This is a genomic window from Pseudarthrobacter sp. NPDC092424 (assembly GCF_044754925.1).
In the GTDB taxonomy this organism is placed as follows: Bacteria; Actinomycetota; Actinomycetes; order Actinomycetales; family Micrococcaceae; genus Arthrobacter.
This window is the reverse complement of the sequence record NZ_JBIVQC010000010.1, coordinates 23,012-43,918: the sequence shown is the minus strand read 5'-3', so window position 1 is coordinate 43,918 and position 20,907 is coordinate 23,012. Positions and strand designations below refer to the sequence as shown.

The window sequence follows — 20,907 nt, the reverse complement described above, 5'->3', positions numbered from 1 at the left end:
GAACAGTGTCCGGTTAGGTGGCAAGGCTGGATGGCAGATCCGCTTCCGGACCGGCTTCGCCGCCCATGGCGGCCACCAGCCGCTCCCTGGCGCGGCCCAGGTGCTCGTCCAACAGGCGTGCGGCGTCTTCCCCGCGCCCGGCCTCGATCAGTTCAAGGAGCCTTTGGTGTTCGGCCTGGATGAGGGCAGTGTCCAGAAGGTGCAGTGACTGCACCCGGGACATGCAGAGGCGGACCTCCGCCACCAGGGACGAATACATCTTGCTGACCCGTTCGTTGCCGACGGCGTCGATCAGGCTGGTGTGGAAGCGCATGTCCGGCTCCACCACGTCCAGCGGCGCTCCCGTGGTTAGTGCGGCTATGTCCTGGTTGGCTTGCACCGCGCCGGCGGGAACGGTCCGCCCGGCTGCCAGCCTGCGGAGCACTTCGCTCTCAAGGTAGGCCCGCGCCAGGTAGATGTCGCGCACCGACTCAGGCCCAAGGTCAACCACGCGGGCAGTCTTATGCGCCCCGCGGGCCAGCAGTCCCTCCGAGACGAGTTTTTCGATGGCCGCCTTTGCGGTGGGCCGGGCAACCTCGTAGGAGGCCGCTACGTCCGTTTCAGTAAGCGCGTGCGAGGATTCGAGATCGCCGGAGAAGATCCGCAGCCGCAGGTCCGAAGCCACTGCTTCAACGATCGAGACGGCTGATACCCGGCCTGCCACGGTTCTCCGTTCCTTGCTTGTGTATGTCCTGTTGCCAATCTTGCCAGACAAGCGCGCACAACTATTGACCTACATGTGTACTTGTTAGACAATCGATCCATCATCACGTCGATGTGATGGCCCACACAACTGGAGTCTTATGTTTCAGCAAATCCTCGATCCAATAGCAGGCTCGCTCCTGCTCTCGGCCCTCTGTGCTGCACTTCCGCTGGCCCTGCTTTTTATCCTGCTGGGTGTTTTCCGGGTCAAGGCGCCCAAAGCCGCAATTGCCAGCCTGGTCCTCTCCCTGGCCCTGGCCGTCATCGGCTGGCAGATGCCGCTGGACCAGGCGCTGAGCGCCACCGCCGCAGGCATCTTCTACGGCCTGTTTCCCATTCTCTGGATCCTGGTCAACGCGCTGTGGATCTATAAGCTCACGGTGGCCACGCCCTGGTTCGAAGTCCTGGGCCGGACCATCCGCTCCATCTCCAACGACCTGCGAATCCTCGCCATCCTCATTGCCTTCTGCTTCGGCGCGCTCCTTGAGTCCCTTGCCGGATTCGGCGCCCCTGTGGCAATCTCCGCTGCCATGCTGATGGCCGCCGGCATGAAGCCGCTCAAGTCCGCGATCGTTTCCCTGCTGGCCAACACCGCTCCGGTGGCGTTCGGCGCCATGGCCGCCCCGATCATCGCCCTGAACGGCGTCACCGGGCTGCCCCTGCAGGACCTGTCCTCGATGGCAGGCCGCCAGACGCCGTTCATCGCCCTTATCGTTCCGTTGCTGCTGGTCTTCATTGTGGACGGCAAGCGGGGCGTGAAGCAGACCTGGCCCGTTGCCCTCGTAGCGGGCGCAGCCTTTGGCGCCTCACAGTTTGTCACCTCCAACTACCTCGCCGTGGAGCTCACCGACGTGGTTGCCGCCGTGGTCACGGTCGCCGCGGTGCTGCTGATGCTCAAGGTGTGGCAGCCCGCCGAGACCGTGGGCGTGGGCGGTTCCGCTCAGACCGCTGACGTTCCGGCCATGGTGCCGCCCGGCGGTACCCTTTCCGGGGCGGGAGCGGCAGCGGAAAGCACGACGGCGGCCGGCGGCCCCCGCCGATCGGCGGCGGGCACTGACGCAGCCGGCATCCCCACGGACAACACCCGGCCCGAGCCACGGCAGATATGGTTCGCCATAGCCCCCTACCTCATCATCATCGCGGTGTTCTCCATCGCGCAGATCCCGGCCATTAAGGCCTGGCTGGGCCAGGTTGGCAGCGTAACCTTCGCATGGCCCGGCCTGCACATCGAGGACTCGGCCGGCAAGGCCGTGGCAGCGACCAAGTTCAAGCTGGACCACTTCAAGTCCACCGGAACCCTGCTGCTGCTGTCCGGCGTGCTCACCATGGTGCTGTACAAGATCAGCGCGTCGCAGGGTCTGCGCATCTACCGGGAGACCCTGGTGCAGCTCCGCTGGACCATCGTCACCGTGACTGCGGTGCTGGGCCTGTCTTTCGTCATGAACCTCTCTGGCCAAACCACCACGCTGGGCTTCGCCCTGGCCTCGGCCGGCGGCTTCTTCGCGCTGCTCTCGCCGCTGATCGGCTGGATCGGCGTCGCCCTCACCGGATCGGACACTTCGTCCAACTCGCTCTTTGGCCAGATGCAGGCCACCGCCGCCGAACAGACCGGTCTTTCGCCTGTGCTGATGGCCGCCTCCAACTCTTCCGCCGGCGTGATGGGCAAGATGCTGTCCCTGCAAAACCTCGCCGTGGCGTCCGCGGCCGTGGGCCTGGACGGCGCGGAAGGAACCCTGTTCCGCAAGCTGATCGGCTGGAGTCTGGCCCTCCTGGCCCTCATCACGGTGCTGATCTTCCTGCAGTCCACCCCGGTGCTGGGCTGGATGGTTCCCTGATGCCCGGACTCGAGCTTGCGGCCTTCCGGCAGGCAGTGGCCGACCCGGGGCAGGTCAAGACCCGCGCCATCGACCTTCACGCCAACGCCCACGACGCCTCCCACTTCCTGCTCATCCCGCAGGCCGTGGCGGTTCCGGCGAACGCGTCGGAAGTGGGCAGCCTGCTCCGTGCCAGCGCGGCGCAGGGCGTCCCCTTGACGCTTCGTTCCGGCGGGACCAGCCTCAGCGGCCAGGCCGTGACCGACGGCGTGCTGGTGGACGTGCGCCGCAACTTCAGGGACGTTGAGGTGCTCGACGGCGGCGCCCGGGTCCGGGTGCAGCCCGGCGTGACCGTTCGGGCACTCAATGCCCGGCTGGCCCCCTATGGGCGGAAGTTCGGCCCCGATCCCGCCAGTGAATCCGCCTGCACCATCGGCGGCGTGGTGGCAAACAACTCGTCGGGAATGAACTGCGGCACCGTAAACAATGCCTACCGCACGCTCGAGTCGCTCACGGTGGTCCTGCCCTCCGGGACCGTTATCGACACCGGCGCCGCGGACGCGGATGCCAGGCTGCGCGCCCTGGAACCGGAGCTGCATGAGGGCCTGGTGCAGCTTGCCGCCCGGGTCCGCGGCAACAGTGGCTCGGTGCAGCGGATCCAGCAGCAGTTCAGCATGAAGAACACCATGGGCTACGGCCTGAACTCCCTGCTGGACTACGACCGGCCGGTGGACATCATGGCCCATCTCATCGTGGGCAGTGAGGGCACCCTGGGTTTCGTGGCCGAGGCCGTGTTCCGCACCATTCCGCGGCTGCCGCACGCTGCCACCGGGCTGCTGGTCTTCCCGGACCTGCAGGCCGCCAACGAGGCGCTGCCGGCTCTGGTGGATACCGGCGCCGCCACCGTGGAGCTCCTGGATGCGCTCTCGCTCAAGGTGGGCCAGACGCTGAAGGGGACTCCCGCCGTCGTGCAGGACCTGGCAGTCCACGAGCACGCGGCGCTGCTGGTGGAGTACTCGGCCGGGCAGAAGGACGACCTGGGCGCGCTGCAGCAGGTGGGGGAGCGCACCCTGGCGGGCCTCAACCTGGCAGCACCGGCCCAGTTCACCGGCGACGCCTCCGCCCGGGCGCAGCTGTGGCACCTGCGCAAGGGCCTCTATGCGTCGGTGGCCGGGGCACGGCCGCAGGGCACCACGGCGCTGCTGGAGGACATCGTGGTGCCGGTGCCGGCACTGGCCCGCACCTGCCGGGAACTGATCGGGCTGTTCGGGAAGTACCGGTACGAGAACAGCGTGATCTTCGGCCACGCCAAGGACGGCAACGTCCACTTCATGCTCACCGACGGATTCGCCAGCACGGAGGAACTGGACAGGTACACCGCCTTCACAGAGGACATGGTGGACCTGGTGCTCGGTGAAGGCGGCTCCCTGAAGGCCGAACACGGGACCGGGCGGGTCATGGCCCCCTACGTGCGCCGGCAGTACGGCGACGAACTGTACGGGGTGATGCGGCGGATCAAGGAACTGTTCGATCCGGCCGGAATGCTGAACCCCGGCGTACTCATGGACGACGACCCCGAGGCCCACCTCCGCCACATCAAGACCGCGCCGCCGGTGGCCGAGGAAGTCGACCGGTGCGTTTCCTGCGGATACTGCGAACCGGTGTGCCCCAGCAAGGACCTCACCCTGACGCCGCGGCAGCGCATCGTCACGCTCCGCGCCATCGAGGCCGCCAGGCTGGCCGGGGACGCGGCTCTGGTCAAGCAACTGGAGAAGGATTACGACTACGAGTCCGTGCAGACGTGCGCCGTGGACGGCATGTGCCAGACAGCCTGTCCGGTGGGAATTAACACCGGACTGCTGGTCAAACGGTTCCGGCGCGCGGATGCCGGGCCGGTGGCCAACGGCGCCTGGAACGCCGCCGCCAAGCACTGGGAAGGCGTCACGCGCGGGGCCTCGCTCGCACTGACCGTGGTGGACAAGCTGCCGTCGCCCGCGGTGGTGGCCCCCAACAAGGCCGCCCGAGCGGTGCTGGGCAGGGATACGGTGCCGCTGTACTCGCCGGAGCTGCCCGCCGGCGGGTCCGTGCGGAAGCGCCCGACGCCGGACAACGCACCTGACGCCGTCTACTTCCCCGCGTGCGTGGGGACGATGTTTGGGCCTGCCTCGGCGGGCGGATCGGGGGCATCCGGGGCCGCCGGTGCCGGCCGCGGGGTGCAGTACAGCTTTGAACAGCTGTGCGAACGGGCAGGCATCACGCTGCTGGTCCCTGAAGGGATCGATTCGCTGTGCTGCGGCACCCCGTGGTCGTCCAAGGGCATGGCGGCCGGGCAGGCCACCATGCAGGAGAAGACCATCGCCGCGCTCCGGGAGGCAACCCGGGACGGGGAACTGGCCATCATCTGCGATGCATCCTCCTGCACGGAGGGGCTGCGCCAGGCGGTCGAGGCGGACGTCCCGCTGGTGGGTCAGCGGCCGCTGCGGATCGTGGACGCCGTGGATTTCGCCGCCGAACGCATCCTGCCCGGACTGCCCGAGTACGCGAAGCTCGAATCGCTGGCGCTGCACCCCACCTGCTCCTCCACACGGATGGGGATCAACGGTTCCCTGGATGCCGTGGCTGGCGCCGTTGCGGAGAAGGTGGACGTCCCCGTGAACTGGGGCTGCTGCGCCTTCGCCGGGGACCGCGGCATGCTCCACCCCGAGCTTACGGCTTCCGCCACCGGCAAACAGGCCGCGGAAGTGGGGGAGCTCGGCGCGCAGGCGCACGCCTCCTGCAACCGCACCTGTGAGCTGGGAATGACCCGGGCAACCGGCGCGGACTACCGGCACGTGCTGGAGTTGCTGGAGGAAGTGACCCGCTGACCGCCTCCCAGCTCCAGTCCGGGCGTAGGGGCCGGCCGACACGCGCATTACCTGGCGCCGCGCCACATGCGGGGCGACAGGTAATTTGCGCGTCATGGCCGGGCTCCTGCGTCGATAACGGCAGAACGCGTACGACGGCGGGGCACGCCTGCTGCGGCCAGCTCGGCTTCCAGCCGCCCGGGCTCCATCAGGACCGCCCAGTCCCACCGCACCACGTTCAGCCCGGTGGCGCGGATCCGGTTCTCGCGGTTCTTCTCCGCCACCACCGCTTGGGAAGTGGTGCGGCCCTTGAGGTACTCGGCCTTCACATACTTCTCCACGCCGTCGAACTCGCCCACCACCCAGGCCTCTTTCCAGTAAAAGTCCGTGTAGCCCAATGAGCCTTCCGTTGTCCGCACGTTGAATTGCAGGACCGGTGCCTCGAACCCCGCAACATGGATCAGCGCCCGGCTCAACGATTCTCCCGGCGACCCCGAGCGCGGGTCCGCGAACTTGATTGCCGCCCGGATCCTCCGCGCCGCAGCTGCGGAATAGTTCGATTCAATACCCGCTTCCAGCTCGGCTTTGGTGAGGGCCGGCAATGCCCGGGCAATGTCCGGCTTCAGTACATGATCGAGCGGCGCGATGGCTTCGGTAAACGGAAGAAAGGCGCCGAGATCCAGGACGGTGCGACGGCGGCCGGTGACCAGCAGTCCTTCCCGCTGGACTGGATCCACACATCCCAGTGCGGCGAAGTGGCGGCGGACCCCGGCGCGCGACCGCCCGCCGTCGTTCTTGTGGGTGAGGGCCTCGACGGGATGGTGCTGGCCAATTATGGGGATGCCCCACACGCTGGCCGAAGAGCGCCGGGCAAACACCGTGGGATTTTCGAGCGTTTCCGCGGCTGCCTGGACCCGCACCCGGTACTGCTCCCATGGTTTAAGTTCCTGCCACGTCTGCCCGTCCACGTAGACCCCGTGCCGGACCCGGACCAGCTCGCCGGCCCGCACTCGCTTTCCGAGGTCGTTGGCCGTCAGCCCGTGTTCGATCCGTTCGCGGGCCAGCAGGAGTGGGGGAAGGTCTTGCATGGATTCACGGTGGCACCGCCAGGCCAGCAGCGGGAGGGGGAAGTCCTGCTATGTGGATAACCGGGGCTGTCGGGGACCGCCATGCCGTGTCAGGGGTGCCGGCGTGAAAGAAAGCGGGGTCCGGGACCGCAGCCGTGGGCATGTTTTCGACGCGCATATTTGTCCTCGACCCTGTCCTGCCCTGGCGCACGTCATATATGGGCCGCGTCCGGGAACATGGGCGTCGATTGCAAAGATGCGCGTCGAAGGGACACCACCAGCCGCCCGCCCAACACGCTTGACGCCCCACGCCCCTTCCGCATATCCTGAACGAACGGTCGGTAAATAATTCCGCACGTCCCCGAAGGTCATTGCATAGGAGCAACCATGGCAGCGCATACCCTGCAATCAGTGCCCGCCGAGCAACCCGCGTCAGAGCAGCACCAGGCGCAGCTGGACGCCGAAGGCCAGGCCAACTTCGACCGCATCATCGCCGAGGATTCGAGGGTCGAGCCGAAGGACTGGATGCCGGCCGCGTACCGCAAAACCCTCCTCCGCCAGGTGAGCCAGCACGCCCACTCGGAAATCATCGGCATGCAGCCTGAAGCCAACTGGATCTCAAGGGCCCCCAGCCTCAAACGCAAGGCCATCCTCATGGCCAAGGTCCAGGACGAGGCCGGCCACGGCCTCTACCTCTACTCCGCCGCCGAAACCCTTGGCCAGTCCAGGGACAAGATGATGGATGACCTCATCGCCGGCAAGGCCCGTTACTCCAGCATCTTCAACTACCCTGCCCTGACCTGGGCGGACATGGGCGCCATCGGCTGGCTCGTGGACGGCGCCGCGATCTGTAACCAGGTCCCGCTGTGCCGCGCCTCCTACGGGCCCTACGGACGAGCCATGGTCCGCATCTGCAAGGAAGAATCCTTCCACCAGCGCCAGGGTTTTGAGATCCTGCTGGAACTCGCCAACGGTACAGAAGCCCAGAAGCAGATGGCCCAGGACGCCGTGAACCGCTGGTATGCCCCGGCCCTGATGATGTTCGGCCCGCCGGATGACGATTCGCCCAACTCCAAGCAGTCCATGGCCTGGAACATCAAGCGCTTCAGCAACGACGAACTCCGCAGCCGCTTCGTCGGCATGATGGTCGAACAGGTCAGGGTCCTGGGCCTCACCCTCCCCGATGACCAGATCCGCTTCAACGAGGACACCAGGAAGTGGGAGCACGGCCCCCTGGACTGGGAGGAGTTCCACGAGGTGCTCGCCGGCCGCGGCCCGTGCAACGCCCAGCGCCTGGAGCGCCGCAGGGAAGCGCACGACGCCGGCGCCTGGGTCCGCGAGGCAGCGGCGGCTTACGCAGCAAAACAGTCAGCCAAGGCAAAGGAATACGCAGCATGACACCCCACGGCAACCCGGAAGCCCCCGCAAGCGCCGCCGCCCGGATCAACCGCGACGCCCCCAAGGCCAGCCCTGCGCCCAACGAGCACACGGATGACCGCTCCGCCTGGGGCCTTTGGGAGGTCTTCGTCCGGTCCAGCCGCGGCCTGAGCCATGTCCACGCCGGCTCCCTGCACGCCCCGGACGCCGCCATGGCACTGCGCAACGCCCGCGACCTCTACACGAGAAGGAACGAAGGCGTCTCCATCTGGGTGGTCCCCGCGGACGCCATCGCCGCCAGCGACCCCGACTCCAAGGGCGCCTTCTTCGAGTCGCCCCAGGGCAAGGATTACCGGCACGCCACCTACTACACCAAGAGCGAAGGGGTGAAGCACCTGTGAGCTCCACCCATACCGAAGGCCACGGCGACATCTCCACCGGCGTGGCTGCGCCCAGCGGCAGTGGTGACTCCAACGCCTCCGCAACAAGAATCACCCCCGGTAACGCGCTCCGTCCGGAAGATATCGCCCTCGAGATCAGCACCGGCGCAGCCCGGCCCAGCCGGGACATTGCAGAATATGCCCTCCGCCTTGGCGACGATGCCCTGATCCTGGCGCAGCGCCTGGGCCACTGGATCTCCAGGGCCCCCGAACTGGAGGAGGACATCGCCCTGGGCAACATCGCCCTGGACCAGCTGGGCCACGCCCGCAGCTTCCTCACCTATGCCGGCGCCGGCCTGCCCAGCGAGGACGGCACGCCCCGGACCGAGGACGACCTGGCCTACTTCCGCCGCGAACACGAGTTCCGCAGCGTCCAGCTGTTCGAGCAGCCCAACGGGGACTTCGCGGCCACCATCGCCCGCCAGTTCGTGGTGAGCTACTACCAGTTCGAGCTTTACCGCCGCCTCACAGGATCCACGGATGCAACCCTCTCAGCCATCGCCGCCAAGGCCGTGAAGGAAGTGGATTACCACCGGGACCACAGCGCCCAGTGGATCCTCCGCCTGGCCGGCGGCACCGAGGAATCCCGGACCCGCATGATCCACGGCCTGCGCACCATGTGGCCGTACGTGAACGAACTGTTCCAGGACGACGACCTGACGCTGCGGCTGGCTGAGGCGGGTGCCGCCGTCGTGCCTTCCACTCTGCGGGAGGACTTCGACCGGCTCACCGGCGAAATCCTCGCCGAGGCGGAACTGGACGTCCCGGACGTCCCGCCGGCCCCCGGCGGCGGCCGCCAGGGCAGGCACTCCGAGTACCTCGGCTACATCCTCGCGGAGATGCAGGTGCTGGCCCGCGAGCACCCCGGGGCAGGCTGGTGACCGTCATGGCCACGGAGGTTGACCGGCGCCAGAAGGCCTGGGACATCGCCGCCACGGTGTGCGATCCGGAAATTCCGGTGCTTACCATTGCTGACCTGGGCATCCTCCGCAACGTCCAGGTGACGGAGGAAACGGACGACGGCGGCACGCCCCGGACCGTCCGCGTCACCATCACGCCAACGTACTCGGGCTGCCCGGCCATGGACGCCATCCGGGATGACCTGAAGACTGCCTTCGCGAAGGAGGGCTACCAGGACGTGCAGGTGGAACTGGTCCTCGCCCCGGCGTGGACCACGGACTGGATGACGGACGAAGGCAAGGCAAAGCTGCAGGAGTACGGCATCGCCCCGCCCACCGGCAACTCCAAGGCCGGCGGCCACTCCGGTCCCGTCCGCTTGAGCCTGGCCGTGAAGTGCCCGCAGTGCGCCAGCCTCAACACCAAGGAACTCACCCGTTTCGGTTCCACCTCCTGCAAGGCGCTGTACGTCTGCCAGGACTGCAAGGAACCGTTCGACTACTTCAAAGTCCTGTAAAGGAAGCACCCATGCCTGTTGTCCGCCAGACCGCCGCCGAAGAAGCGCAGGTGACCGGCCGCCGTCGTCCGTCCTTCCATACGCTCGCCGTGAAGGAGGTCCGCCGGCTCACCGATGACGCCATCGAGGTCTCCTTCCACGTACCCGCGGAGCTCGCCGGCCAGTTCGACTACCTGCCCGGCCAGTACGTGGCCCTGCGCACCACGCTGCCGGACGAGGCGGGCGAGCCGAAGGAAATCCGCCGCAGCTACTCGATCTGCGCCGAGCCGCGGAGCTTCGCGGACGGCACCAGCGAGATCCGCGTCGCCATCAAGAAGGACCTGGGCGGGCTGTTCTCCACGTGGGCCAACGCCGAGCTCAAGGCCGGGGACACGCTGGACGTGATGAGCCCGATGGGCGCGTTCGTGTCCAAGCACGGGCGGGACGGGCAGGCTGTGGAGCAGAACGTCATGAACTCCATGAACCACCCGGAGGAGCTGGCGGGGGACGCCGGACTTAGAGGCGGCACGTTCGTGGCCATCGCAGCGGGGTCCGGCATCACCCCGGTGATCGCGATCGCCCGCACGCTGCTGGCCGCCAACCCGGATACCCGCTTCGACCTGATCTACGCCAACAAGGCCGCCATGGACGTGATGTTCCTGGAGGAGCTGGCGGACCTGAAGGACAGGTACCCGCAGCGGCTGGCCATCCACCACGTGCTGTCCCGCGAGCAGCGGATCGCGCCGCTGCTGAGCGGCCGGATCGACGCGGAGAAGCTGCAGCAGCTCCTCGGCACCGCCATCCACGCGGACGACGTGGACGAGTGGTTCCTTTGCGGGCCGTTTGAACTGGTGCAGCTGTGCCGCGACACCCTGGCCGAACGCGGCGTGAAGCCGGAGCATGTCCGGTTTGAGTTGTTCACCTCCGGCAAGCCGGACCGCCCGGAGGGGCATGCCGGCCGTCCCGTGCTGGTGGACGAGTCCAAGGAGACGTACAAGATCACGTTCAAGCTGGACGGCCTGCAGGGCGAGGTGGCCAGCCCCACCCACGCCCGCGAGTCGATCCTGAACGCCGCGCTCCGGGTCCGGCCGGACGTGCCGTTCGCGTGCGCCGGCGGGGTGTGCGGCACGTGCCGGGCAAAGGTGGTCACCGGCAGCGTCACCATGGACGAAAACTATGCGCTGGAGCAGGATGAGCTGGACAAGGGCTACGTGCTCACGTGCCAAAGCCACCCCACCAGCAAGGAAGTCACGGTCGACTTCGACGTCTAGCCTGTATCCGACCACTTGAGGAGCTCCATGATTTCGCTGTCCATCAACAACGGTGTTGCCGAGGTGGTGCTTGACGCGCCGCACAAGCTCAATTCGCTCGACGGGCAGGCACTGAAGGATTTAACCCAGGCGTACGACGACGCCGCTGCCGCCGCCTCCCGCGGTGAGGTGCGGGCGCTGCTTCTGCGCGGAGAGGGCCGCGCCTTCTGCGCGGGCCGGGACATCGCCGGAGTCACCCCGGAGAGCGACGACGCCGCCGCGTACCTGGGCGGGCTGGTGGAGCCACTGCTTAAGAAGATGGCAGCGTTCCCCGCTCCGACGTTCGCAGCCGCCCAGGGGGCGTGCCTGGGCGTGGGGCTGGGGCTGCTGCTGGCTACGGACGTGGTGTACGTGGCGGAGAACGCCAAGTTCGGCTCGCCGTTCGCCAAGCTGGGCGCCACGCTGGATTCGGGCGGGCACTGGTACTTCACGGAGCGGCTTGGCATGCACCGGACGCTGGACCTGATCTATACGGCGGACCTGATCTCCGGCGCAGAGGCGGTGGCGCAAGGGTTGTTCAGCCGGGCGATGCCGGCCGGCTCGCTGCTGGAGACGACGCGGGGGATCGTGGGCCGGGTGGCTGCCGGGCCGACGGGCGCTTTTGTTGCGTCCAAGGAGCTGGTGGCGCACATTCGGGACCAGCGGCTGGGACTGTGGGCCTCAATGCAGGAAGAGAACGCGGAGCAGGCCCGGCTGTGCACCACGGAAGACTATGCCGAGGGTTTCCGGGCGTTCCAGGAGAAGCGGGAGCCGCAGTTCAAGGGTTAGCCTGACGATTCCGGGGACCTGTTCTCCGCCGTCGGCACCGGTTTCCATTGTGCCCAATCGCCGGGCCGGGTGGACGGGCGCCCCAACAGGTATCCCTGCCCTCCGGCCATGCCAATGCTGGTGACAGCGGCGAGTTCCCTCTCCGTTTCGATCCCTTCGGCCACGACGACGGCCCCAACGTGCGCAGCGAATTCGGTCATGGCGGCGCCCAGGGCGTACTGACCTTTGCTCTTGTCTATCCCGGCGATGATTTCGCGGTCGATTTTGATGATGTCCGGGGCCAGTTGCAGGATGTGGCGCATGGAGGCGAAGCCGGCCCCGGCATCGTCCACGGCCAGCAGGATCCCATCGCGGCGAAGAACGGCGAGTGCTTCCCTCAGAGTCCGGTAGTCGGCGACGGCTGTCCTCTCGGTCAGTTCCAGGACTATGGGGCGCGCCGCGGGCTGTGACCGGCGGATCACTTCAGCCAGACGGGGATTGAGGCAGGTTTCAGGGGAAAGGTTCACCGAGACGTAGATGTCAGCAGGCAGGCCTGTGGCGGCGGCAAGCGCAGCCTGCATGGAAGCCAGTTCGAGTTCTGCGCCGAGGCCAACGGAGGTGGCCTGGCTGAACCAGATATCGGGGGTTACATCCCCAGCATCCCGAAACCTGGCGAGGGCCTCTGCGCCGGTGACGCGGCCGCTGGACAGGTCGTAGATCGGCTGGAAGGCGATGCTGAAGGACAGCCCTTCCAGGACTGCCTCGATCCGGCCCCGCATCTGTTTGGCGGAGATGGTCTGCGCAGTCTCGGACCCCAAAGGTCTGCTGGTGCCCTCGAAGCCGTTCATGACGCCGGAGCCGTCATAGCGGGCGCGTCCGGACGCCTCCACCCAGACGGTGCTTCCGTTACGGTGCCGGCAGGGCACGATCAGACCGGTGAAGGAGCCCTTGCGGGCCGGATCGGCAATTATTTTCTGTGCCGCGGCGAGGTCCGATTCGCCCACCACAAGTCCGCAATGCCGGCCGATGAGTTCGCCGGGTGCATAGCCCAATATCGTGGCGGAGGCAGGACTGGAAAAGGTGAACCGCCAGTCGGCGTCCACTTCCCAGAGCCATTCGCGGCTCGTGGACAGGACGGTACTCATAAGTTCGGCCGTTCGGGATGCCTTTCGGCTCTCATGCCGTTGCTCCCGTACCAAGAGGCAGGTGGCTGTCACGCTTACCGGCACCAGGACGACCGCTGCCGTGGCCAGGAACTCCACTGCTCCGGGAGCGGACAGCCAGTGCTCGCGGGACAACAACCCCAGGAGGATGGCGAGGGCGATTGCGCTTTGCAGCCCGACAACGGCAAGGAACAGGCGCCCGGCCGCGGATGACAGCATGTCCCGGCTGCCTCGTGCCCCGCCGGCCCGGCCCGGGCCGGCATGGTCAACGCCCGAGGCGGCTTCAGTGCTTTGGGAGGCTGGCGGGCGTGGATCGGCAGAAAGCCCCACTGTTGGCCCCCTTTTCCCCAGTGAATTTATGCTACCTGAACGCGTCAGAGCTGTCTTTCTTTCCGGCCAGTTCCCAACAATGGCGCGGCCGGTGGTTACCGTCTGCGGCACGCTGCCGATAGTTAAGCCGTGCCTTTGAGGGAGAGCAGGGCGGCAGGAGCCCGGCAGCAGCATGCTCCGCAGCGTCGCGGGCACCTCACGAACACGGGCCCCGAGGTTCCCAAACAGCCTGTGTCGGTTCTGTTGGCCCTGACGGGAGCAGGATCCCTGCTGGTTTTGCTCGCTGCCCAGGGCATAGTGGGTTCGCAGCCGTCTGCGGGACATGGGACAGCGGGCCAGGCAGCAAAGCCGGACGGGGTCCCAACCTACGAGGGCCCTGCCATGACTCCAGGACCCTCAGCCGCGGCTACAGACCCGTGGCGACTTCCGCTCCTGGTGACCAAGGAACGCCCTCTTCAGCCGCTCACCTACGTTCCGGATGACCTCGTATCCATCGCAGGCACGAGGCTCGTTGAGGCTGCGGCCCGGGACCTCGAAGCCATGTTGGAGGCCGCCGCGGGCGACGGCTCGCCCGTCCTCGTCGCCAGCGGGTACCGCTCCTACCAGGAACAAGAGGCCCTGCACGCAGGATTCGTGGCTACGTTAGGCGCCGGGCGGGCTGCGGACCTGTCCGCGCAACCGGGTCACAGCGAACACCAGACCGGCCTCGCCGTGGACATCGCCGATCCCTCCGGCGAATGCGCCTTGATGCCATGCTTCGCGCAGACTCCCGCCGGTGCCTGGGCTGCAGCGAACGCCTGGCGTTACGGGTTCATCGTCCGGTATCCGGCAGGCGCGCAGGCAGTCACCGGCTACACGTACGAACCATGGCACCTGCGGCATGTCGGCATCGCGACGGCGGCTGCCATGCACCGCGGCCCGGCGGATACGCTCGAGGCCTACGTCGCGGACCAGGAACATCCGACGGCGGGCTGAAGCGGCTGTCATTGGGGGTCTGCCGGCAGGGCGCCCGGCCTGGGCCTGCCGCTTACCCTGCCAAAGGGAGTTGGGCCCGCACTGGCCAGCTGCTGCCTTCAAGGACCACCTGTGCACACATCCCGCTGACCGGGTTGACCACGATGGGTGCCATCAGGTTCACAGTGGTTCCGTCTTCGGCCGGGTTAGCCACCAGCAGGATCCTTACACCGGTTTCTCCGGGCGCCAACTGTTCCAGCTGCGCTGGGGACATGTGGGGCTGGTAACCCGGAGCGTAGACCGCAGGGTCCACCAGGAAGAGTCGAAGTGCTGATTCGTCTGCCGACCGCAGCGAATAAAGCCCCTCGGCGCCGTCCACCGCATCGAGGCTGAAGTCAACAAAGGGCGCCAGCCCGGGCAAAGGCGAGGTGAACGTCACCGCGCTCATCGCAGGAAGTCCATAAGGGTAGGCTGCAGGACCTTGGCAGTCACGGCCAGGGCCGTCCGGTAGTTGACCTCCTGGAGGTTCATGTCCAGGATCGCCTGAGCGGTGTCCACGTCTTCGACGCCGGAACGCTGGGCCTCCAACAGGCCGGAAAGGTCCATGTTTATCTCTTCCGCACGCAGGAGCTGCGCATGGCGGGTGCCGATGTCAGCATATTGTCCAATAAACACCTCATGCCGGGCATCAATGGCGGCAAGGTGTCGGCTGACATTCACACCGGAGCGCAGATCGGCCACGATGCTGTCCACCAGGCTAAAAACTGAGTCAGTGCCGGTGCCGAAGACTGCCGCGCCGTCGGTGCAGACACGGACGGTGGTGCCGGGAGCTATCCGCCGTTCCACCGCAGCACCGGGCACGCCGGTAAAGACAGGGGGATTGTCAACGGTGAAGGCGCCCGCGGCATCCGATGTACCGGCGAACACGCTGCGCCCTAGGTACTGGGTGTTGGCCTGACTGAGCAGGTCGGCCCGCAGGCCTTCAAGCTCGACGGCGATCGCCTGGCGGGCCGCCGGCGGTACCGAGTCGTTGGCGCCCTGGATGGTCAGGTCCCGAACGCGGTTCAGGATGCCCGTCGCAGTGCTCATGGCGGTATCAAGAGTGGTCAGCCAGCCGTTGCCGTTGGCGATGTTACGGCCGTACTGGTCGGCCGCGGCCTGCTCCGCGCGCACCTTCAGGGAGGCAGCAGTGCCGGACGGATCGTCGGAGGGGCGGGTAATCTTTTGCTGCGAGGCGACCTTTTCCTGCAAGGCCGCCATCCGGGTCATGTTGGACTGCAGGGTGCGCTGCGCGGCGATGCTCAGGGTTTGGTTCGTTGAGCGCGTGATCATGGGTTACCTTCCCACCAGCCCGGTTCGATTGATGAGGACATCCAGCATTTCATCGATGGCTGTCATCACCCGCGCGGCGGCCTGGTACGCGTGCTGGTTACTCAGGAGACTGACGTTTTCCTCGTCCAGGCTCACTGCCGCCTGGGACAGCTGCATGTCTTTGGCGGTGTTTGCCGCTGCCTCCGCCAGCACGCCGCGCTGAAGTTCAGCGCGGGCGGCGGAGCCCAGCTGGATCACGAAGGTATTCCAGGCATCGTCCGGAGAATCGGCGCCTGCATTGATTTGCGAGATTGCGTCGGCGTTGCCGCCGTCGAACGGTCCAGCTCCCGCCCTGCCCGTGGCGAGGCCGGAGGCATCCGTAGGCACCACGCCCAAGCCGGCCGCTGGAGCCAGTCCGGGGGAAAACTTGAAAAAGTCCAGGCCGGTGCTGCCATTCACGCTGCTGCCACCGCGGTGCAGGGTGTTCACAGTGCTGGACAACTTTTCCGCGAAGGCGTTGTAAGAGGCCGCCGCTTCTGCGATCGCGCCCCCGGAGCCGCCGCTGGCCGGGGCCAGCAGCGAGAGAGATCCGGCCATTTCACCGCTTTCCAGTCCGACGGCGGGGCCCGGGCGGTGCGTCCATTCCAGCTGGACCCGGGCGGTGGAAGCCCCCTCCATCCGGTTGGATCCTGCAACCTGGACGGTGCGGTACCGATCTGCCGACACAAGGGTGTTACCGCCTATGAAGACGTCCACGGTTCCATCCGCGTTGTCCCGGACCGTGCCACCGGCCATGGAGGCGATGTCTGCGGTGATGAGGCTTCGCTGGTCGATGAGTTCATTAACCGAGCCCCCGGCGGAGAGTGTGGTGCGGATGCGGATATTCAGGTCTGCCACCTGCGCTGCCGCAGCGTTGAGTTGGTCCGCCATACCGGATACGCCGGAGCGTGTGCGGCTCCAGAGTGCATCGATGTCCCCGTATCCACGGCCGAGCTGCGCGGCCAGGGCGCCGGCCTCCTGGAGGACGGCGTTGGTGGGAGCGGCTTCGCCGGCCTGGTTGGCCAGGTCCTGCCAAGCTCCCCAAAAACGCTGGAGCTGGGCGCTGAGGCCGTTCTCCCCGGGCTCATTCAGTACATCCTCGAGGGAGATGTGGACTTCGGCGCGGACCGCGGTATAGCCGGCGCTTGCGGTGTCCGCCCGGGCGCGTGCGTCGAGGTAGGCATTACCGAGGCGGGCGATGCCGTCAACCGATACTCCCTGTCCGGCGGAGGGTGCGTCCGCGAAAAGGCCCGTGCGGCCCGCCGGACCGGCGGCGGAAGTCTCCAACCGCTGCCGGGTGTATCCCTCAGTGCCCGCATTGGCTACGTTTTGGCTCGCGACATTGAGTGCCTGCCGGGCGGCCGACAGGCCCGTGTACGCGGTGTTAAGGCCGCTGAATGTACTCACGCTTTTCCTTTAGAGTTGCCGGTCCAGAGTGGACGTTCCAGAGGTGGGGGAAGGGGCGCCCAGGGAGTCGTAAGTCCCGGCGTCGGCGCGGAGACCAGCAAGCGTTTCCTGCGTGGACCTCATGGCCGCGCGCAGGAACACCTCGTTGGCGTCACGGAGTTCCTTGATCCGTGCGGTCAGGGCGAGCAGTTCCTTCAAATGGCCTTCAAAGATCTCCGCCCACGGGCCGGACGGGGCGTTCGACACAATGTCCCGCAGGGTGGGCTGTTCGCCGAGGTTCCACTCGGCCGCCAGTGCCGCCACGGCCACCTCGCGCGAGAGCGCCTCGGAGCGCAGGTGTTCCACCACCTGTTCCACCTCGCGGGTGGCGTGGTGAAGCCATTTGGTGTTGCCCGTGGTTAAGAGCAGCTGTTCTTCTTCCAGCTTGAAGGTAAGGAGTCCCAGGAGCTCCCGTTCGCGCCAGAGCAGTGCCGACAGTTCATTGGCCGCCACACGCATATTCAACTCCCTTGAATGCCAGTGCAGTGATGCCTGCCGCACTTCCTACGCCTTTCACCATCGTCCTGTATTCACCAGCCGTTAGGAACCCGGCCACCGGGAACACTTGAGCAAACCGGTTAAAGAAAATGTGGCACGCCAACTAACGGAACGGTGCGTGCGGGCGATAGTCCACAGCGCCGCCCCATGGACGGAGCGGCTCAAGTTCACCCACATCACGGAGGAATTCACCATGGGTATGCAGATCAACACCAACATCGCGGCACTTAACTCGTACCGCAACCTGTCCAGCACGCAGAACGACCTGTCCAAGTCGCTGGAGAAGCTTTCCAGCGGCCTGCGTATCAACCGCGCCGCGGACGACGCCGCGGGCCTGGCTATCTCCGAGGGCCTGCGTGCTCAGGTCAACGGCCTGACAGTTGCATCCCGCAATGCACAGGACGGCATCTCCGTCATTCAGACGGCCGAAGGCGCACTGACCGAAGTACATAGCATCCTGCAGCGCATGCGCGACCTCGCTGTCCAGGGAGCCAACGACTCGAACAACCCGGAATCCCGCAAGGCAATTAAGGGGGAACTGGACTCCTTGGGTTCAGAGCTTTCACGCATCCAGCAGTCAACCAACTTCAACGGTACTGACCTGCTCAAGGGCGAGTCATTGAACTTCCAGGTCGGAGCCGATGGCAACGCGGCTTCGTTGGTGACGGTAAAGAACGCGGACCTCACCGCCGCACTGTCAGGACTGACTTATACTGACAACGCGGGCGTAGCGGCCACGGGGGCTGTTCTTACATTCGGTGCGGACCCTGATGCGCTTGTGACCGGATCTGCCCTCTTGGTTAATGACACAGAGGCAGCGCAGAACTCCGTTGAAATCCTGGATGCAGCGATTACCGCGGTTTCGTCGCAGCGCGCCGACCTGGGTGCCAACCAGAACCGGTTTGAGTCGGCCATCAACAGCCTCGCCGTGTCCAAGGAAAACCTGACCGCTGCCGAGTCCCGTATCCGCGACACGGACATGGCTGCCGAGATGGTGAACTACACCCGCTCGAACATCCTGTCCCAGGCCGGAACCGCCATGCTCGCGCAGGCAAACCAGTCCAACCAGGGCGTCCTGCAGCTGCTGGGCTAATACCGCTAGCCCGGTATAACCGGACGCCGCCAACGGTGGCCAGGGGCGAGCTGTGGATCCTCCTGGCCACTGCAGGCGGCGCCGGTTTCAGTACCAGCGCCGCTACCTAGTACTTCAAGGGACTTCTTATGGGCATCGCACTACCCGGCCTCGCCACGGGCATGGACACCACCGGCCTGATCAGCTCGTTAATGCGGATCGAGGCGATTCCGCAGACGCTGCTCAAAAATAAGGTCTCCGCTTCACAGAGCATGGTGACGTCCCTGCAGACGCTAAATGCGAAGATTGCGTCCTTGGCCGAGTTGAGCAAGGCCACCGCGAAGACCGGAGCGCTGGACCTCTTCGTTGCAACATCCAGCAGCGAGGGCGTGACCGCCAAAGCCGGCGCCGGCGCCACCGCGGGCTCTGTGGACTTCACGGTAGACCGCCTGGCCCAGGCCCATGCGGGTGTCACCGCCAGCATGACTGTCTGGCCAAACGATCCGCCGGTGCTGACGTTCGTTGGGGCCGACGGCACCCGCACCGAGGTCGCCGCAGCATCCACCAGTCTCGACGACGTTGTCTCCGCCGTGAACGCCTCAGCGACGGCGGGTGTGACCGCCATGAAGGTCTCCACCGGCAACGGGGAATACCGGCTGCAGCTGACCTCCAAAACTTCCGGGGCGGCGGGGTCCTTTACCGCCTACCGCGGCAACACCGCCGACCTCGACGCCGGCACCGCCACCGATCTCTTCGCCGAGCCCGGCGCGGCCGTCATCACGACGGGCCAGGACGCCCAGGTCACCCTGTGGGCCGGAACCGGCGCGGCGCAGGCCATCACGTCGTCGTCCAACACCTTCACGGGTTTGCTGCCGGGGGTGGACGTTACGCTCACCTCCGTGCCAACCGCGCCTGTAACCGTCACCGTAGCCGGAGACAACGAGCAGATTACAAAGAAGGCCGAGGACCTGGTCAGCGCCCTCAACGGAATCTTCGCGTACATCAAGTCCAACAGCGCCGTCACCCCGGCGACCGGATCGGCCGGCACCAAGGCAGGGAACTTCACCGGCGACAGCACCGTCCGTGACGCCAACCAGCGGCTGCTGGCTGCCGCCTCCCAGCCGGTTGGCGGAAGATCGCCCGCGGAGATCGGCATCGCGATCACCAAGGACGGAAACTTCACCTTCGACGCGGCAAAGTTCTCCGCGGCGCTCGCAGCGGATCCCGCGCTCGTGGAGTCCACGCTCCAAACCATCGCCGGTCGGGTGGAAACCGCTGCCACTGTCACTTCAGACAGATACAAGGGGCTGATCACAGCCAGCATCAATGGGCGCCAGTCTGTCGTAAAGAACCTGCAGGACCAGATCCTGAAATGGGACGACCGGCTCGCTGCCCGCGAGGAGACGCTCAAGCGCATCTACTCGGGACTGGAAGTGCAGATCAGCCGCATGAACTCGCAGTCGACCTGGCTCGCCTCACAGATTGCCACCCTTCCCCAAGGAGACCAAGGATCATGACAACGGCCGCAATGTTCAACCGGCAGCGTGAGCAGCTCCGCCGTGACGCCATCCTCTCGGCAACGCCGGCGCAGCTTGTCACCATGCTCTATGACCGGCTGCTGCTGGACCTTGGCCGGGCGGAAACCGCGCAGGAAGGCGCCAACTGGGCCGTTGCATCCGAGAATCTGTTGCACGCGCAGGCCATCATCGCCGAACTCAGCGCGTCCCTGAACACCACTGCGTGGGACGGCGCCGACAACCTGCTGGGCATCTACAACTACGTATCCTCAGCCCTGGTCTCCGCCAACCTCCACCGGAACGCGGACCGCACCCGCGAGGCCATCCGGCTGTTGCAGCCGCTGCAGCAGGCCTGGCGCGAAGCCGCAGCCCAGCTGCCCGCCGGCACTCCAATGATGGCGTCCGGCGGGAGCCTGGGCATTGCCTGAAGCGCCAGCCCCAAAGACCGGGATGGGTGCCGGCTGGGATTCCGTGCTGGCAGACTTCGAAGCGGACGTGCAGGCCGCGCAAAATGCGGGTGCTGCCGGCGAGGCTGCGGAAGCCACGGAGCCGTGGACAGCGCCGCAGGACCTGGGCCCGCTACCTGCGCGCCTGGCAGAGCGGGCAGCCCGGATCCTCAGCGCCCAGCGGCACGCCCTCAGGGCGTTGGAACACGCTAAAGAAGACGCCGCAAAACACCTGGCCGCACTGGACGCCATACCCTCCGTCCGTGCGCCGCTGCAGTCGGTCTACCTGGACGTCGAAGGCTAGACCCAGCCGACGGGTAACAAATCAGTGGATGCGGCTTACGTGCCCGGACGCTGTGCCGATAGAACTAGGTGAGCAAGGATGCCTCACCTCCCGGG

The 20,907-nt window shown here is 66.4% G+C and carries 20 protein-coding genes; 13 read left to right on the top strand and 7 right to left on the bottom strand.

Annotated elements, in window-relative coordinates; genetic code table 11:
• Positions 1 to 13: 13 nt before the first annotated feature.
• A complete protein-coding gene (locus tag ACIQCN_RS13515; protein WP_400604782.1) occupies positions 14 to 703 on the bottom strand; it encodes a GntR family transcriptional regulator in 690 nt (229 codons plus the stop codon).
• 139 nt (positions 704 to 842) lie between these two features.
• Between ACIQCN_RS13515 and ACIQCN_RS13510 the strand changes: the two genes are divergently transcribed.
• Entirely contained in the window at positions 843 to 2,576 is a 1,734-nt protein-coding gene (locus ACIQCN_RS13510) for an L-lactate permease (protein WP_400611344.1), read from the top strand.
• A complete protein-coding gene (locus tag ACIQCN_RS13505; protein ID WP_400611343.1) occupies positions 2,576 to 5,419 on the top strand; it encodes an FAD-binding and (Fe-S)-binding domain-containing protein in 2,844 nt (947 codons plus the stop codon). The genes ACIQCN_RS13510 and ACIQCN_RS13505 overlap by 1 nt, the downstream gene beginning before the upstream one ends.
• A 92-nt stretch (positions 5,420 to 5,511) precedes the next feature.
• Here ACIQCN_RS13505 and ACIQCN_RS13500 read toward each other — a convergent pair whose 3' ends face one another.
• Positions 5,512 to 6,486 carry a type IV toxin-antitoxin system AbiEi family antitoxin domain-containing protein gene (locus ACIQCN_RS13500; RefSeq protein WP_400611342.1) on the bottom strand — a complete coding sequence of 325 codons (975 nt, stop codon included), beginning with the start codon at positions 6,484 to 6,486 and terminating at the stop codon, positions 5,512 to 5,514.
• A 366-nt stretch (positions 6,487 to 6,852) separates the two neighbouring features.
• On the opposite strand from ACIQCN_RS13500, the gene paaA reads away from it, so the two are divergent.
• The 6 genes from paaA to ACIQCN_RS13470 are packed head-to-tail and all read left to right on the top strand — an operon-like array spanning position 6,853 to position 11,753.
• Positions 6,853 to 7,863, top strand: a complete 1,011-nt coding sequence (gene paaA / locus ACIQCN_RS13495) for a 1,2-phenylacetyl-CoA epoxidase subunit PaaA (RefSeq protein ID WP_400611341.1) — start codon at positions 6,853 to 6,855, stop codon at positions 7,861 to 7,863.
• On the top strand, positions 7,860 to 8,243 hold the full coding sequence (paaB, locus tag ACIQCN_RS13490; RefSeq protein ID WP_400611340.1) for a 1,2-phenylacetyl-CoA epoxidase subunit PaaB: 384 nt from the start codon (positions 7,860 to 7,862) through the stop codon (positions 8,241 to 8,243). Before paaA ends, paaB begins: the two co-directional genes overlap by 4 nt.
• Complete coding sequence (gene paaC / locus ACIQCN_RS13485; RefSeq protein ID WP_400611339.1) at positions 8,240 to 9,163, top strand: 1,2-phenylacetyl-CoA epoxidase subunit PaaC; 924 nt, start codon at positions 8,240 to 8,242, stop codon at positions 9,161 to 9,163. The genes paaB and paaC overlap by 4 nt, the downstream gene beginning before the upstream one ends.
• 5 nt (positions 9,164 to 9,168) lie before the next feature.
• The gene (gene paaD / locus ACIQCN_RS13480; protein ID WP_400604770.1) at positions 9,169 to 9,696 is read left to right on the top strand and encodes a 1,2-phenylacetyl-CoA epoxidase subunit PaaD; all 528 of its coding nucleotides are present in this window, start codon (positions 9,169 to 9,171) and stop codon (positions 9,694 to 9,696) included.
• Positions 9,697 to 9,707: 11 nt separating this feature from the next.
• Entirely contained in the window at positions 9,708 to 10,946 is a 1,239-nt protein-coding gene (gene paaE / locus ACIQCN_RS13475; protein WP_400611338.1) for a 1,2-phenylacetyl-CoA epoxidase subunit PaaE, read from the top strand.
• A 27-nt stretch (positions 10,947 to 10,973) separates the two neighbouring features.
• On the top strand, positions 10,974 to 11,753 hold the full coding sequence (locus tag ACIQCN_RS13470) for an enoyl-CoA hydratase/isomerase family protein (protein ID WP_400611337.1): 780 nt from the start codon (positions 10,974 to 10,976) through the stop codon (positions 11,751 to 11,753).
• Here the strand turns inward: ACIQCN_RS13470 and ACIQCN_RS13465 are convergent.
• On the bottom strand, positions 11,750 to 13,114 hold the full coding sequence (locus ACIQCN_RS13465; protein WP_400611336.1) for an EAL domain-containing protein: 1,365 nt from the start codon (positions 13,112 to 13,114) through the stop codon (positions 11,750 to 11,752). The genes ACIQCN_RS13470 and ACIQCN_RS13465 overlap by 4 nt on opposite strands.
• 492 nt (positions 13,115 to 13,606) lie before the next feature.
• On the opposite strand from ACIQCN_RS13465, the gene ACIQCN_RS13460 reads away from it, so the two are divergent.
• Positions 13,607 to 14,200: a D-alanyl-D-alanine carboxypeptidase family protein gene (locus ACIQCN_RS13460; RefSeq protein ID WP_400604763.1), complete on the top strand. Its 594-nt coding sequence runs from the start codon at positions 13,607 to 13,609 to the stop codon at positions 14,198 to 14,200.
• Between the two features lie 52 nt (positions 14,201 to 14,252).
• Here the strand turns inward: ACIQCN_RS13460 and ACIQCN_RS13455 are convergent, their stop codons facing one another.
• From ACIQCN_RS13455 to ACIQCN_RS13440, 4 genes are read right to left on the bottom strand one after another with little or no spacing between them, the layout of a single operon-like run.
• A complete protein-coding gene (locus ACIQCN_RS13455) occupies positions 14,253 to 14,627 on the bottom strand; it encodes a flagellar assembly protein FliW (protein ID WP_400604761.1) in 375 nt (124 codons plus the stop codon).
• The gene (gene flgL / locus ACIQCN_RS13450) at positions 14,624 to 15,511 is read right to left on the bottom strand and encodes a flagellar hook-associated protein FlgL (RefSeq protein ID WP_400604759.1); all 888 of its coding nucleotides are present in this window, start codon (positions 15,509 to 15,511) and stop codon (positions 14,624 to 14,626) included. Before flgL ends, ACIQCN_RS13455 begins: the two co-directional genes overlap by 4 nt.
• Positions 15,512 to 15,514: 3 nt before the next feature.
• Entirely contained in the window at positions 15,515 to 16,936 is a 1,422-nt protein-coding gene (flgK, locus tag ACIQCN_RS13445; protein ID WP_400611335.1) for a flagellar hook-associated protein FlgK, read from the bottom strand.
• A 9-nt stretch (positions 16,937 to 16,945) separates the two neighbouring features.
• Positions 16,946 to 17,434: a flagellar protein FlgN gene (locus ACIQCN_RS13440; protein WP_400611334.1), complete on the bottom strand. Its 489-nt coding sequence runs from the start codon at positions 17,432 to 17,434 to the stop codon at positions 16,946 to 16,948.
• A 232-nt stretch (positions 17,435 to 17,666) separates the two neighbouring features.
• Between ACIQCN_RS13440 and ACIQCN_RS13435 the strand changes: the two genes are divergently transcribed.
• From ACIQCN_RS13435 to ACIQCN_RS13420, 4 genes are all read left to right on the top strand, one after another.
• The gene (locus tag ACIQCN_RS13435) at positions 17,667 to 18,566 is read left to right on the top strand and encodes a flagellin (RefSeq protein WP_400611378.1); all 900 of its coding nucleotides are present in this window, start codon (positions 17,667 to 17,669) and stop codon (positions 18,564 to 18,566) included.
• 128 nt (positions 18,567 to 18,694) lie between these two features.
• The gene (gene fliD / locus ACIQCN_RS13430) at positions 18,695 to 20,062 is read left to right on the top strand and encodes a flagellar filament capping protein FliD (protein ID WP_400611333.1); all 1,368 of its coding nucleotides are present in this window, start codon (positions 18,695 to 18,697) and stop codon (positions 20,060 to 20,062) included.
• The gene (gene fliS / locus ACIQCN_RS13425) at positions 20,059 to 20,490 is read left to right on the top strand and encodes a flagellar export chaperone FliS (protein WP_400611332.1); all 432 of its coding nucleotides are present in this window, start codon (positions 20,059 to 20,061) and stop codon (positions 20,488 to 20,490) included. The genes fliD and fliS overlap by 4 nt, the downstream gene beginning before the upstream one ends.
• Positions 20,483 to 20,812, top strand: a complete 330-nt coding sequence (locus ACIQCN_RS13420) for a hypothetical protein (protein ID WP_400611331.1) — start codon at positions 20,483 to 20,485, stop codon at positions 20,810 to 20,812. The genes fliS and ACIQCN_RS13420 overlap by 8 nt, the downstream gene beginning before the upstream one ends.
• The last annotated feature ends 95 nt before the right edge of the window (positions 20,813 to 20,907 follow it).

Bases quoted from the DNA above. Each gene is read 5' to 3' on its own strand.
- paaB (WP_400611340.1), top strand. From the start codon at position 7,860: ATGACACCCCACGGCAACCCGGAAGCCCCCGCAAGCGCCGCCGCCCGG.
- ACIQCN_RS13460 (WP_400604763.1), top strand. From the start codon at position 13,607: ATGACTCCAGGACCCTCAGCCGCGGCTACAGACCCGTGGCGACTTCCG.
- ACIQCN_RS13440 (WP_400611334.1), bottom strand. From the start codon at position 17,434: ATGCGTGTGGCGGCCAATGAACTGTCGGCACTGCTCTGGCGCGAACGG.
- ACIQCN_RS13435 (WP_400611378.1), top strand. From the start codon at position 17,667: ATGGGTATGCAGATCAACACCAACATCGCGGCACTTAACTCGTACCGC.
- paaD (WP_400604770.1), top strand. From the start codon at position 9,169: ATGGCCACGGAGGTTGACCGGCGCCAGAAGGCCTGGGACATCGCCGCC.
- ACIQCN_RS13470 (WP_400611337.1), top strand. From the start codon at position 10,974: ATGATTTCGCTGTCCATCAACAACGGTGTTGCCGAGGTGGTGCTTGAC.
- paaE (WP_400611338.1), top strand. From the start codon at position 9,708: ATGCCTGTTGTCCGCCAGACCGCCGCCGAAGAAGCGCAGGTGACCGGC.
- ACIQCN_RS13505 (WP_400611343.1), top strand. From the start codon at position 2,576: ATGCCCGGACTCGAGCTTGCGGCCTTCCGGCAGGCAGTGGCCGACCCG.
- ACIQCN_RS13455 (WP_400604761.1), bottom strand. From the start codon at position 14,627: ATGAGCGCGGTGACGTTCACCTCGCCTTTGCCCGGGCTGGCGCCCTTT.
- ACIQCN_RS13500 (WP_400611342.1), bottom strand. From the start codon at position 6,486: ATGCAAGACCTTCCCCCACTCCTGCTGGCCCGCGAACGGATCGAACAC.
- ACIQCN_RS13465 (WP_400611336.1), bottom strand. From the start codon at position 13,114: ATGCTGTCATCCGCGGCCGGGCGCCTGTTCCTTGCCGTTGTCGGGCTG.
- ACIQCN_RS13510 (WP_400611344.1), top strand. From the start codon at position 843: ATGTTTCAGCAAATCCTCGATCCAATAGCAGGCTCGCTCCTGCTCTCG.
- fliS (WP_400611332.1), top strand. From the start codon at position 20,059: ATGACAACGGCCGCAATGTTCAACCGGCAGCGTGAGCAGCTCCGCCGT.
- flgL (WP_400604759.1), bottom strand. From the start codon at position 15,511: ATGATCACGCGCTCAACGAACCAAACCCTGAGCATCGCCGCGCAGCGC.
- fliD (WP_400611333.1), top strand. From the start codon at position 18,695: ATGGGCATCGCACTACCCGGCCTCGCCACGGGCATGGACACCACCGGC.
- paaA (WP_400611341.1), top strand. From the start codon at position 6,853: ATGGCAGCGCATACCCTGCAATCAGTGCCCGCCGAGCAACCCGCGTCA.